Source organism: Thermus arciformis (assembly GCF_900102145.1).
Lineage (GTDB): Bacteria > Deinococcota > Deinococci > Deinococcales > Thermaceae > Thermus > Thermus arciformis.
This window is the reverse complement of record NZ_FNBC01000007.1, coordinates 64978-77147: the sequence shown is the minus strand read 5'-3', so window position 1 is coordinate 77147 and position 12170 is coordinate 64978. Positions and strand designations below refer to the sequence as shown.

Genomic DNA, 12170 nt, shown 5'->3' with positions numbered 1-12170 from the left:
GGGCGCTTTTGGAGCTCATCGCCTACGGCCTTAGGGTTCTTCTCTCCCTTCTCCCGCCCCCTCCGGGGTACAAGGCGATTTACTAGGCAAGCCCCCCAACACTTGACCACATCCTCCTTCGCAGGTTAAGCTACTACCGACCGTTCGGTAAGGAGGCCCCATGCCCGAAGCCTGGATCGTGGAAGCGGTGAGAACCCCCATCGGCAAGCACGGGGGGGCCCTGGCCTCCGTGCGCCCAGACGACCTCCTGGCCCACGCCCTCTCCGCCCTCATGGAGCGCTCAGGCGTCCCCAAGGAGGAAGTAGAGGACGTCTACGCGGGCTGCGCCAACCAGGCGGGCGAGGACAACCGCAACGTGGCCCGCATGGCCCTCCTCCTCGCCGGCTTCCCCGTGGAGGTGGCGGGTTGCACCGTAAACCGCCTCTGCGGTTCCGGCCTGGAGGCCGTGGCCCAGGCCGCAAGGGCCATCTGGGCCGGCGAAGGCAAGGTCTACATCGGCAGCGGGGTGGAGTCCATGTCCCGCGCCCCCTACGCCGTCCCTAAGCCCGAAAAGGGCTTCCCCACCGGCAACCTCGTCATGTACGACACCACCCTGGGCTGGCGCTTCGTCAACCCCAGGATGCAGGCCCTCTACGGCACCGAGAGCATGGGCGAGACCGCCGAGAACCTGGCGGAGATGTACGGGATCGGGCGGGAGGAGCAGGACCGCTTCGCCCTCCTCTCCCACCAAAAGGCGGTGCGGGCCTGGGACGAGGGGCGCTTCCGGGAGGAGGTCGTCCCCGTGCCGGTGAAGCGCGGCAAGGAAGAGGCCCTGGTGGAGGTGGACGAGGGCCCCAGGCGGGACACCTCCCTGGAAAAGCTCGCCGCTCTCCGGCCCGTCTTCCGCGAGGGGGGCACGGTAACCGCGGGGAACGCTAGCCCCCTAAACGACGGGGCGGCGGCCGTGCTTCTCGTCTCCGACGACTACGCCAAGGCCCACAGCCTGAGGCCTCTGGCCCGGATCCGCGCCATCGCCGTGGCCGGGGTGCCCCCAAGGATCATGGGGATCGGCCCCGTGCCCGCCACCAGAAAGGCCCTGGAGCGGGCTGGGCTTACCCTGGAGGAGATCGGGCTCATTGAGCTCAACGAGGCCTTCGCCGCCCAGAGCCTCGCCGTCCTTCGGGAGTGGGGCCTAGACATGGAGGACCCCCGCCTCAACCCCAACGGCGGGGCCATCGCCCTGGGCCACCCCCTGGGGGCCTCCGGGGCCCGCATCCTCACCACCCTGGTCCACGAGATGAGGCGGCGAAAGGTCCAGTTCGGCCTCGCCACCATGTGCATCGGCGTGGGCCAGGGCATCGCCGTGGTGGTGGAGGGGCTGGGATAAGCCCCGGGGGTGGCGTGGGCCTTCCCTGCCCGCCCCTTGGGGGTCCGGCTGGGGACTATTTTGTGCTATTTTTCACGATTTCACCCGCTCGTGAAGAAAAGCTCCGCACCAGGCCAGGCCTGGCCCAAGAGCCACAAGTCCCGCGGGTCCACCTGGGCGGGCTTGGCGTAGCCCCCGAGGCTTCCTTTGTCCACAAGAAGCACCAAGGGCCTCCCCGAGGGCGGCACCTGGACCCCCCCTAGGGGCGTGGCCTCGGAAAGCCCTTCCCCGCCCGGCACCTCCGGACCCCAAAGCTCCACCCCCATACGGTCCGCCCGCGCCACCCTGAAAGGCCTCGAGGTCAAGGCCCTAAAGGCCTCCTCCGTGTACTGGGGCCCCGGGCGAAGGCGGACCCGGAAGGCCTCGGGCAGGGGCCTCAAAGGGAAGGCCCTCCCGGGCCGGACCTCCCTCCCTTCCCGAAGGCCCAGGAGGTCCCCCGCCCGCAAGGGGCGGCCGACCCGGCCCCGGAGGTCCGGGGAGACAGAGCCGAGGAAGGGCCGGGCCTCGAGGCCCCCCGCCACCGCCAGGTACCCCCGCACCCCCGGGCCCCGGGGGCGGAAGCGGAGGGTCTTCCCCGCCCGCCAGAGGAAGCTTTGCCCCGGGGGGATCTCTTCCCCTTCCAGAAGGGCCTCCAGGCCGTAGCCCGCGAAGGCCGCCACCAGGTCGCGGAGGGCGGTGAGGACGGGGCCCCTATGGGCGATTTCCAGAAGCGGGGCGCCTTGGGGGTTACCCACCAGGCGGTTCGCCACCCCGGCGGAGTAGGGGTCCAAGGGCCCCGAGCGGGCGAGGCCCAGGTGCCCCGCAAGAAACCGCCCCCCGTCCACCACCAGGTCCAAGAGGCCCGGCTCCTCCACCCGGAAGGCGGGAAGGGCAGGCTCCTCGGGAAGGAGCTCCAGGGGCTCGGGCTCGGGAGGGACGGGGCCTTCCCCCTCCACGAACCGCACCCGGTCCCCCGGCCGGAGGAGGAAGGGCTCCTCCCGGTGGGGGTCGTACACCGCCAAAAGGGCCCTGCCCAGGAGGTGCCACCCCCCGGGGGAAGGCAGGGGGTAGACCCCCGTCTGGGCCCCGGCCACGGCCACGCTGTGGGCCGGGACCCTGGGCCTCGGGTGGGGCCTTCGGGGAAGGCGGAGGGCCTCCTCCACCGGGGCCATGAAGGGAAAGCCCGGGGTGAAGCCCAGGGCGTACACCCGGTAGAGGGGCCTTTGGTGGAGGGCCTTCACCCCTTCCGGGGTGAGCCCCGTCCTTTGGGCCACCTCCAGGAGGTCCTCCCCGTCGTAACGCACGGGGATCTCCACGAGCCTCTCCCCTTCCCCCTCCTCCACGGGCAAGTCCCGCAGGAGGCGGAGGAGCTTCCCCTGGGAAAGCCTCGCGGGGTCGTACTCCAGGTAGAGGGTGCCGTAGGCGGGGACCGCCTCCAAAAGGCCGGGGGGAGGGGCCTGGAGGAGGCCCCTAGCCAGGGCCAAGGCCCGGCGGTTGGCCTCCTCGGAAAGCCCCTCCCCGAAGCGGAGGTAAAACCCTTCCCCCACGCCCCTACTCTACCGCCCCGGGCACGGGACGCCCCCTAAGCTCCCGGTCGGGCAGGGGAAGGAGGAAGAGGAGGGCGAGGAGGATGAAGGAGGCGCTGTAGAGGAAGATCTTCCGCAGGGCCTCGGTGATCCCCAGGCTCAGGGCCTCCTTGAGCTTGGCCTTGGCCGCCTCCAGCTCGGCCACCACCCGCTTGGAGGCCTCCTCCAGGGCCCGGGCCTGGGCCTGGGCCAAGGCGGCCTCCAGGGACCTCGCCGCCTGGGCCTCGGCCTCCTTCAAGGCCCCTTCCAGCTGGGCGAGGACCTTGGGGCGGAGGGCGGGAGGCGGAGGGGCCTCGAGGAGGGGTTGGAGCCTCGAGGCCAGGGAGGGGGAGGCGAGGAGGAGGGCCCGGGCCTCCTCGTCCCCTTCCCAGGCCCGGGTGAGGAGGGCTAGGGTGCCGCGGACGAACCCCCCCTTGGGGATGGCCTTCTTGAGCTCTTCAGGCACCTGGGGGTCTTCCTGGAGGGCTTGGTAGGCGGCCTCGTCCCCGGCGAGGGCCTTCAGGGCGAGCTCCCGCAACCGGGCAAACCCGGCGGGAATCCCCCCCGGGGCAAGCCCCTTCCGGAAGGCCTCGGGCACCATGGGGTCTTTCTGGAGGGCTTGGTAAGCGGCCTCGTCCCCGGCGAGGGCCCGGAGCAGGAGGTTCTCCAGGCGGGCGAACTCCCGGTCCAGGTCCAGGGCCATCCCCTCCCCCGCCCGGGCCATGGAGGGCGCGGAGGCCCCGGCGGGGAAGGCCTGGACGAGGTGGGCGCTCAGGCTTCCCGAAAGCACCGTGCCGAGAAGGGCGATGCCCATGGTGGAGCCGATCTGGCGCATGAACTGCACCGCGCTGGTGGCGCTCCCGATGCGGCTCATGGGAACGTCGTTCTGGGCGGCGATGTTGAGGAGGCTTTGCGCAGGCCCCAAGCCCAGGCCCACCAGGAAGAAGAGGAGGACCGCCAGCCAAAGGGGGGTGTCCACCCGGAGGACGAAGTGGAAGGTGAGGAAGAGGACGAGGAGGAAGAGGGCGCTCCCGAGGAGGAGGGCCTTGTACCGCCCCAGGCGGGCGGAAAGCTGCCCGCCTCCTATGCTCCCTAGGACCACGCCCAAGGTCAGGGGCAGGACCGTGACGCCGCTTTGGCTGGCGGAAACCCCCTTCACCACCTGCAGGTAGAGGGGCAGGAAGGCCACGGCCCCCAAAAAGGCCGGGCCGTAGAAGAAGGAGGCCAAGGCGGCGAAGGTGAAGGTGGGGATGCGGAACACGGAGAGGTCAAAGAGGGGGTGCCTCACCCGAAGCTCCGCCCCCACCCAGAGGGAGAGGCCCAAGGCCGCCAAGGCAAAAAGGCCCAGGATCTCGGGGCTTCCCCAAGGGTAGGTGCTCCCGCCCCAGGAGAAGGCGAGCATCAAAGGCACCGCCCAGCCCGCAAGGAGGAAAGCCCCCAGGAAGTCAAAGGACTCCCGGTGGCTTGGGGAAAGCCTCGGCATGTAGCGGAGGATGAACCAAAGGGCCACGGCCCCCACGGGCATGTTGATGTAGAAGACCCACCGCCAGGAGAGGTGGTCCGTGAGAAGCCCCCCAAGCCAGGGCCCCACCGCGGAGGAGAGGCCGAACAAGGCCCCGAAGACCCCGGCGAGCCTGCCCCGCTCCCTGGGGGGAAAGAGCACGGCGATGGTGGTGAGGGCGAGGGCAAAGAGGGCCCCGCCCCCCAGCCCCTGGAGGCCGCGGAAGAGGATGAGCTCGGCCATGTTCTGGGAGAGGCCCGAAAGGGCCGAGCCCAGGAGGAAAAGGAGCACGGCCACAAGGAGGATGCTCTTGCGGGAAAAAAGCTCCGTGAGGCGGCCGAAGATGGGGGCGGACACGGTGGAGGCCAGGAGGTAGCTGGTGGTGACCCAGGCGTAGTACTCCGCCCCCCTAAGCTCGCCCACGATGCGGGGCATGGCCGTGGAGACGATGGTCTGGTCCAGGGCCGCGAGGAAAAGGCCCAGGAAGATGCCGATCATGGTGAAGCGGACTTCTTGAGGGGTGGGTTCTCTCATGGTTCCTCCAGCCGGGAAAGGAGTTCCACCAGGAGGGCCTGCTCCTTTGGGGTGAGCCGGGCGAGGCGCCGGGCCAAGGCCGCCTCGAGGAGGGCCTCGGCCTGGGCCAAGGCCTTCTCCCCCTCGGGGGTGAGCTCCAGGCGGTAGCGGCGAAGGTCCTTTGGGTCCAGGCTCCGGCGGAGGAAGCCCTGGGCCTCGATGCGCCGAAGCATCTGGCTCACCGTGGGGGCGGGCAGGCCCATGGCCCGGGCGGCCTCCATGGGGTAGGGGTGCCGCTGGACCACCCGGAGGAGCCAGGGGGAGAAGCCCCCAAGGCCGAGCTTGGCGAGCTCGGGCTCCGTCTCCTCCCGGAGGGCCCGTTGGAGCCTCCAGAGGCGGGCGAGGGTGGCCCAGACCACGGGGGGTATTTTATTTGGTCTCAAATAGTTGAAATGTAAAGCACCTTACAGCCCAAACCTCGTTGACGCAAAAAGGGGCGGGGCGTAAAGTGGGGGGAAAAGGAGGCGCGCATGCAGGAGCTTTTCTACAGCCAGGGCCAGGACCACTACGCCCTGGACCCCGACCTCAAAGCGGTCCTAGAGGCCTTCGCCCCGGGCCTTCCCCAGGAGGAGCTCTCCGCCTTCGGAAAGCTGGTGGGCGAAGAGGTCCTGGAGGTGGCCCAGCACGTGGACGCTCTCTCCCCTCCCCGCCTCCTGATGCACGACCTGGACGGAAACCGCATGGACCGGGCCTGGCTCTCCCCGGCGGAGCGGTCCCTCCTGGAGAGGCTTCGCCCCATGGTCCGCCCCGCCTACGAGGGAAGAGGCTGGCCCCTCCACTACGCCCAAGGCTACCTCCTGGCGGACGGGGGGCTTTACTGCGTCCTCACCATCACCCACCAGGTGGCCTACGCCCTCCACAAGTACGCCCCCAAGTGGGAAGGGGTGAAGCGGGAACTCCTTTACGGGAAGGCCTTCGGGGCCACCTGGATGACGGAGATCCAAGGGGGAAGCGACCTGGGGGCAAACCGCACCGTGGCACGGAAGGAGGGGGAGGCCTGGCGGCTTTACGCAGGGGACAAGTACTTCGCCTCGGGGGCGGGCCTCGCCGACTACGCCCTCGTCACCGCCCGGCCCGAGGGCGCCCCGCCCGGACCCAAGGGGCTCGCCCTCTTCCTCCTGCCCCGGGAGGCGGAAGGAGGGCTCAACTTCCGGGTGCGCCGCTTCAAGGAGAAGCTCGCCACCCGGGCCGTGCCCTCGGGGGAGGTGGAGCTGGAGGGAAGCCTGGCCCACCTGATCGGGAAGCCGGAGGAGGGCATCTACTACACCCTGGAAACCCTCACCGTGGCCCGCCTGGCCAACGCCGTGGCGGCCATGGGCCTCGCCAAGAAGGCCCACCTCGAGGCCCTATTCCGGGTCCGCCGCCGGAGCACCTTCGGCAGGCGGCTTTTGGAACACCACCTGGTCCAGCACGACCTCCTGGAGATGCGCCTAAGGCAGGTGGGGGGCACGGCCTTGGCCTTCCTGGCCGTGGCCCAGTTTGACCGGGTCTGGGAGGAAAAGCCCCCCTACTCCGAGGCCTACCACCTGGCCCGCCTCCTCTCCCACCTGGCCAAGGGGCGGACCGCCGAGCACGGGACCGCCATTACCCAGCTGGCCATGGAGCTCTTCGGCGGGCTCGGGTTCCTGGAGGAGTACGGGGTGGCCCGCTTCCACCGGGAGGCCCTCATCACCCCCATCTGGGAGGGCCCGGCCAACATCCAGGCCCTGGACATGCTGGAGGCCATCGCCAAGAAAGGGGCCCACGAGCCCTTCTTGGCCATGCTCCGGGAAAGCCCCTTGGCCCTGAAGGAGGCGGAAAGGGCCCTGAAACGCCTCCAGGAAGAAGGCCCCTGGCACGCCAAGGAGGCCCTCAGGCGGCTTGCGGACGCGGCGGCGGTCTACGCCCTGGAAAGGGTGGCCGGGGAGCCCTTCCCCGAGCTGGCGAGGCTTTACGCCCGGCGCTTCCTGGAAGGGGAGGCCCTTCCCGCCCAAGCGGGGAAGCCCAGGCTTTACGACCCCTGGTGGAGCCTCTCGTAGAGGGGCCCTAGGTCCTCGGGGCGGAAGCGGGCGGTGTGGCCCTTAGGGGGCACAGGCTCCTCGTAGAAGAAGGCGGGCAGGCGGTCGTCCTCGTGGGTGAAGCCCGCCAGGTGGTTGAAGCGGTGCTCCAGGCGCAAGACCCCTTCCCCGAGCTCCCGCCAGAAGGCGGGGGTAAAGGCGGTGCCCAAAGCGGCGTTCACGCTCTCCACCACGAAGGCCACCTCCTTGTTGGTCACGCTCCCCCCGAAGACGCAAAGGCCAAGGCTGTCGTTGGCGGCGGCGTTCACCTGGGCGGTGTAGCTCGCCTCCAGGATCTCCTCCGGCTTCATGGCCCGGGTCTCCAAACGGGGGGCGTTTCCCGCCGTGTGGTCCGCCCCCTGGGCGGTGACCATCATGGTGATCCCCGTGGCCTCCACCACCCGGGGGTCGTAGGCGGAGATAGCCTGGCGCTTGATCACGGGGACCCGCTTAAGCCCCAGGGCCTCCCCCACCCGGGCCGTGCCCTGGGCGAGGAAGCGGGCCTCCTCGGAAGGGGTGTAGAGGGCCTTGAGCTTCCCCTCCATGAAGGCGTAGTCCCCCCAGGGGGCGAGGCCCTTCTCCATGAGGAGGGCCAGAGTGGCCCCGGTCTCAATGGTGTCTATGCCCAGGTCGTTGGCCAGGCGGTTGAGCCGGGCGAGGGCATCGGGGTCGTTTAGGCCGCAGTTGGTGCCGAGAAGCCCGATGGTCTCGTACTCCAGGGGGGAGACCACCTCCTCGCCCTTCTCGTCCACGATGACGTTGGAGCACTGGATGACGCACCCCGGCATGCAGGCGTGGGTGTGCCTGCCGCCCCGGGCCTTGTTGAGGGGAGCGATGTACTGCCCCCCCATGCGGAACTCCTCCGGGGGGGCCAGGCGCCCTTCGCGGAAGTTGCGCACGGGAAGCCCCCCGAAGGCGTTCTGGAAGTCGGCCATGCCCATGGTGCCGATGGCGTTGTAAAACTGCATGACCAGGGGGTCTTCCCTTAGGAGCTTGGCGTAGCGGCGGATGGCCTCGGCCACCTTAGGCTTGTCCACGACCTCGGCCTTTCCCGGCACCTCCACCACGATGGCCTTCACCCGCTTCCGCCCCATCACCGCCCCCACGCCTCCCCGGGCGGCGAGGCGGGAGGGTCGGCCGTCCGTGTCGGAGAAGGCGATGCCGGAAAGGAGGCCCAGGTACTCCCCCACAGGGCCTAAGAGGGCGAAGGCGATCCGCTGCCCGTAGGCGGCGAAAAGCCGCTTCGCCGCCTGGAAGTTCCCGAGGCCCAGGAGGTCCTGGGCAGGGTCAAAGTGGACCTCCCCGGACCGGGTGAGGCGGAGGACCACCCACTCGGGGCTTTCCCCCTCCAGCACCAGGTGGGCGAGCTTCAGCTGGCCCAGGGCGTAGCCGAAGGTGCCCCCGCCATTGGCCTCCTTGATGCCCAGGGTGAGGGGGCTACGGGTACCCACGCTGGTGCGGTTGGCGTTGGAAAACCCCGTCCCCGCCAAGGGCCCCACGGCGAAGGCCAGGGGGTTTTCCGGGGAGAGGGGGTCAACGCGGTGGGCCTCCCGCTCCAAAAGGAGCTGCCCCGTGCGGTAACGTCCGCCAAGGGCCACCTCCTCGGGCGGAACCTCCTGCCAGTAGGCCTTCTTCGCCTTCAGGTCAACCCGCAAAGACCGCCACACCGTCCACTTCCACGCGCGCCACCCGGGCTTCCTCCGGGTGAAGGAAAGGATCCCGGTCAAAAACCACCAGGTCCGCCCGGTGCCCCGGCCAAAGCCGGGCTTGGGGCAGGCCGCTGGCCTCAGGTTGAGTGTAGTAGAAAAGCCCCCTGGCCAAAGGAAGCCCTTTCCCCCACAAAGGGCTTCGCCAGGCGGCCAAGGCTCCCCGAAGGGGGCTCACCTGCCGCACCACGGGGGCATCGGAGGAAAAAGCCAGAAAAACCCCGGCCTTCTCCACGCGGGCCAGGTTGTAGCAGCGGGGCATGAAGCCCTCGGGTAGGTAGCGGAGGAAGTTTTCCCGAAGTTCTTCCAGGAAAATGGGCTGCGTCACCGCCCACACCCCGAGGGCCCTGGCCAGGATCAAGCCCTTGGGGTCGGGCAAGCCGAAGTGCTCCAGGCGATGGCGAAGGGGCGAGGGCTTGGCCCGGTAGAGCCTCGCGTAGGCCCGGAGAACCTCGAGGATGGCCACATCCCCGATGGCGTGGGTGGCCACGAAAAGACCCTTTTCGTGAGCGGGCAGGGCGAGGTCAAAAAGCTCTTCCGCGGAAAGCCGCAGCACCCCCCTTCCTCCCACCTCCCGGTAGGGGCGGCTCACGGCGGCGGAGGCCCCAGAGAGGCCGCCGTCGGCGAAAAACTTCACCCCGGCGATGACCAGGCGGTCCGAGCGGTAGGGCTCCGGAAGGGGGTAGAGGGTGTCCTCCCCGTCAGGGCGGACCAGGGCCAGAACGCTCACCCTTAAAGGAAGCCGCCCCTCCCGGTCCAGGCTCCGGTAGGCCTCCAGCAAAAGGGGGTCCGCCCCCGGCTCCAAGGCCGAGGTGACGCCGTGGGCAAGGAGGTGATGGGCCCCAGCGAGGACGTACCGCCGGTAGTCCTCCAAGGTCCGCGGGGGAATGGCCCGCTCCAAGAGGCCAAAGGCCCGCTCCAAAAAAAGCCCCTCCTGGTAGCGCACCTCTCCCCCGGAGGGGCTTACCGTCTTTGGGCCCACCCCGGCCGCCTCCATGGCCTTGGTGTTGGCCAGGTGGATGTGGGCGCAGGTGCGGGTGAGGACCACGGGACGGCCGGGAACCACGGCGTCCAGGAAGGCCCGGGAGGGCCATGCCCCCAGGACCGCCTCGTTCCAGCCCCGCCCCAGGAGCCAGGCTCCTGGGGGAAGCCTCCGATCCCGCTCCCGCAAAAGCTCGGCCAGGCGGTCCAGGGAATCCACCCCGCGGAGGTCCAGAAGGTCGGTGAGGAGCTGGCCCACCTTCCACACGTGCACGTGGGCGTCGTGGAACCCGGGGAGAATGGCCTCCCCTTCCCCCCGGCCAGGCTCTAGACCCGCTACCCTGCCCTCCTTTACCCAAAGGGCCCGGTAGGCGCGGTACTGCCCACGGGCATCGGGAACGTAGACCCGGCCGGAGACCCGCCTCACCAGGGCACCTCCGGGTTACGCCAGACCACAAAGACCCCGTAGTTCAAACAGGAGGGGTCCTCGAGGTAGTCAGGGATGATGCCGTAGACCCGATAGCCCCGCCGAAGCTGCACCGAAAGGACCGGGTCCACGAGCTCACCCCGCACCACCCGGTGCACGTACTCCTCTATGGGCATCTCCCGGGCGTAGCGGTGATAGCCCTTGGGCATGCTTCCCGCCACATGGCCCTTAAGCCCGAGGCGCCGCACCAGGTTCTGCCTAGCCTGGTAAAGAAGCCGGGAAAGGCCTAGGCCCCGGTACTCGGGAAGGACGCCGATATCGGCCCCGTAGAGCCAGTCCCCCTCGGGGTCGTGGTTCGTGAGCCAGTTGCCCGCCACCGCCTCTATGTAGCGGTGCTGGTAGTGGTGGAAGTCCACCCGGGTACGGAAGTCCGTGGAGCAGGCCACCACCTTCCCCGTGGAAAGCTCCACCACCGCGTGCTGGCCCCCGGGGAAGACCCGCATGTGGGAAAGGTAGTGCTCCCGGGTCATGCGCTCCTCCCGGGCCAAAGTGGGAAAGCTTTTCTCCTGGATCTCCTCCAGGGCCTCCGCCATCCAGGGCTGGGACTGGACCACGGCGAAGCGGCCGTCCTCGGAGAGAAGAAGGGGCTCAGGCCAGGGCGGCATACACCTCCCGGATGTTTTCCCTCACCACCTCTAAGGCCTCCTCCAGCATGTCCAAGGGGATGTCCAGGGGAGGCAAAAACCGCAGGGCGTTGGAGTAAAGCCCCGCCCGGATGGAGACGACGCCCCTTTCCACGTTGCGGCGCACCAGCTCCAAGACGAACTCCGGCCAGGGCTCCTTGGTCCTGGGGTCCTTGACGAACTCCAGGGCCATCATGGCCCCAACCCCCCGCACATCCCCCAGGGCGGGCACCTCCTCCTTGAGGGGCTCAAAGACCTCCCGGACCTTGGCCTCAATCTGGAAGGCCCTCTCCAGGAAGCCGGGGGACTGGAGGAGGCGAAGGGCCTCCAGGGCGGCCACCGCCGCCAGGGGGTTCCCCCCGTAGGTGCTCCCTACACCCCCCACGTGGGGGGCGTCCATGACCTCGGCCCTCCCCGTGACGGCGCTGATGGGCATCCCCGCCCCAAGGCTCTTGGCGGAAACGAGGAGGTCCGGGACCACGCCGCTGTGCTCTATGGCCCACATCCTCCCCGTGCGCCCTGAGCCCGACTGCACCTCGTCGGCAATGAGAAGGGCCCCCGTGCGGTCGGCGATCTCCCGGAGCTTGCGCAAGAAGGGATGGGGCACGGGAACGAACCCCCCTTCCCCCAGGACAGGCTCAATGACGATGGCCGCCAGGGCGCTCCCATCAATGTGGGCCACCAGGGCGTTCTCCAGGTTCCAGAGGGACCACTCCAGGTACTCCTCCGGGGTCATGCCCTTGGGGGTCCGGTAGAGGTTGGGTACGGGCAGGCGGTAGACCTCGGGAGCGAAAGGGCCAAAGCCCTTCTTGAAGAGGGCGTACTTGGAGGTCATGGCCATGGTGAGGTTGGTCCGGCCGTGGTAGGCCCCCTCAAAGATCATGATCCCCGCCCTGCCCGTGTAGGCCCGGGCCAGCTTCACGGCGTTTTCCACCGCCTCCGCCCCCCCGTTGGCCAGAAGGGTCTTGGCGGGACCAGGACCAGGGTACAGGCGGTTCAGCTCCTCGGCCAGGGCCACGTAGGGCTCGTAGTTGGCCACGATGGCGCACATATGGATGAGGCGTTCCGCCTGGCTCTTCAGAGCCTCCACCACCGCCGCCGGGGTGTGCCCCACGGCCAAGGCGCCGATGCCCCCGGCCAAATCTATGAGGACGTTCCCGTCCACGTCCTCCACCAAGGCCCCGTGGGCGCGGGCCACGGCGATGGGGTTGGCCTGGGCTAGGGCCCGGGTAACCGCTTTAGCCCTTCGCTCCAGAAGCTCCTGGCTCTTGGGGCCGGGGATGGGGGTTCGCAACCTGATGTAGCCCATAAACC

9 protein-coding genes and 1 pseudogene are annotated in these 12170 nt (G+C 69.2%); 3 read left to right on the top strand and 7 right to left on the bottom strand.

Going from position 1 to position 12170, the window contains the following annotated elements; genetic code table 11:
* Both BLP62_RS04260 and BLP62_RS04255 read left to right on the top strand, forming a co-directional pair.
* Positions 1-86, top strand: a pseudogene (locus tag BLP62_RS04260) (IS5/IS1182 family transposase); the annotation flags it as partial.
* A gap of 74 nt (positions 87-160) precedes the next feature.
* Complete coding sequence (locus BLP62_RS04255; protein WP_093006191.1) at positions 161-1366, top strand: thiolase family protein; 1206 nt, start codon at positions 161-163, stop codon at positions 1364-1366.
* Positions 1367-1446: 80 nt separating this feature from the next.
* On the opposite strand, the gene pxpB is transcribed toward BLP62_RS04255, so the two are convergent.
* From pxpB to BLP62_RS04240, 3 genes are read right to left on the bottom strand one after another with little or no spacing between them, the layout of a single operon-like run.
* The gene (gene pxpB / locus BLP62_RS04250; RefSeq protein WP_093006189.1) at positions 1447-2931 is read right to left on the bottom strand and encodes a 5-oxoprolinase subunit PxpB; all 1485 of its coding nucleotides are present in this window, start codon (positions 2929-2931) and stop codon (positions 1447-1449) included.
* 4 nt (positions 2932-2935) lie between these two features.
* The gene (locus BLP62_RS04245) at positions 2936-4984 is read right to left on the bottom strand and encodes an MDR family MFS transporter (protein ID WP_093006187.1); all 2049 of its coding nucleotides are present in this window, start codon (positions 4982-4984) and stop codon (positions 2936-2938) included.
* The gene (locus BLP62_RS04240; protein WP_093006185.1) at positions 4981-5382 is read right to left on the bottom strand and encodes a MarR family winged helix-turn-helix transcriptional regulator; all 402 of its coding nucleotides are present in this window, start codon (positions 5380-5382) and stop codon (positions 4981-4983) included. Before BLP62_RS04240 ends, BLP62_RS04245 begins: the two co-directional genes overlap by 4 nt.
* A 111-nt stretch (positions 5383-5493) precedes the next feature.
* Here BLP62_RS04240 and BLP62_RS04235 point away from each other — a divergent pair, with 111 nt between their 5' ends.
* Complete coding sequence (locus BLP62_RS04235; protein WP_093006183.1) at positions 5494-7041, top strand: acyl-CoA dehydrogenase family protein; 1548 nt, start codon at positions 5494-5496, stop codon at positions 7039-7041.
* On the opposite strand, the gene BLP62_RS04230 is transcribed toward BLP62_RS04235, so the two are convergent.
* The 4 genes from BLP62_RS04230 to BLP62_RS04215 are packed head-to-tail and all read right to left on the bottom strand — an operon-like array spanning position 7014 to position 12165.
* Positions 7014-8726 carry an aldehyde ferredoxin oxidoreductase C-terminal domain-containing protein gene (locus BLP62_RS04230; RefSeq protein ID WP_093006181.1) on the bottom strand — a complete coding sequence of 571 codons (1713 nt, stop codon included), beginning with the start codon at positions 8724-8726 and terminating at the stop codon, positions 7014-7016. The genes BLP62_RS04235 and BLP62_RS04230 overlap by 28 nt on opposite strands.
* On the bottom strand, positions 8704-10173 hold the full coding sequence (locus BLP62_RS04225; RefSeq protein ID WP_093006179.1) for an amidohydrolase: 1470 nt from the start codon (positions 10171-10173) through the stop codon (positions 8704-8706). Before BLP62_RS04225 ends, BLP62_RS04230 begins: the two co-directional genes overlap by 23 nt.
* Positions 10170-10838: a GNAT family N-acetyltransferase gene (locus BLP62_RS04220; protein WP_093006177.1), complete on the bottom strand. Its 669-nt coding sequence runs from the start codon at positions 10836-10838 to the stop codon at positions 10170-10172. Before BLP62_RS04220 ends, BLP62_RS04225 begins: the two co-directional genes overlap by 4 nt.
* A complete protein-coding gene (locus tag BLP62_RS04215; RefSeq protein ID WP_093006175.1) occupies positions 10822-12165 on the bottom strand; it encodes an aspartate aminotransferase family protein in 1344 nt (447 codons plus the stop codon). Before BLP62_RS04215 ends, BLP62_RS04220 begins: the two co-directional genes overlap by 17 nt.
* Between the last annotated feature and the right edge of the window lie 5 nt (positions 12166-12170).

What these genes read in the sequence shown, in the direction of transcription:
- BLP62_RS04245 (WP_093006187.1), bottom strand. Translation starts at nt 4,984, where the DNA reads ATGAGAGAACCCACCCCTCAAGAAGTCCGCTTCACCATGATCGGCATC.
- BLP62_RS04220 (WP_093006177.1), bottom strand. Translation starts at nt 10,838, where the DNA reads ATGCCGCCCTGGCCTGAGCCCCTTCTTCTCTCCGAGGACGGCCGCTTC.
- BLP62_RS04215 (WP_093006175.1), bottom strand. Translation starts at nt 12,165, where the DNA reads ATGGGCTACATCAGGTTGCGAACCCCCATCCCCGGCCCCAAGAGCCAG.
- BLP62_RS04235 (WP_093006183.1), top strand. Translation starts at nt 5,494, where the DNA reads ATGCAGGAGCTTTTCTACAGCCAGGGCCAGGACCACTACGCCCTGGAC.
- BLP62_RS04255 (WP_093006191.1), top strand. Translation starts at nt 161, where the DNA reads ATGCCCGAAGCCTGGATCGTGGAAGCGGTGAGAACCCCCATCGGCAAG.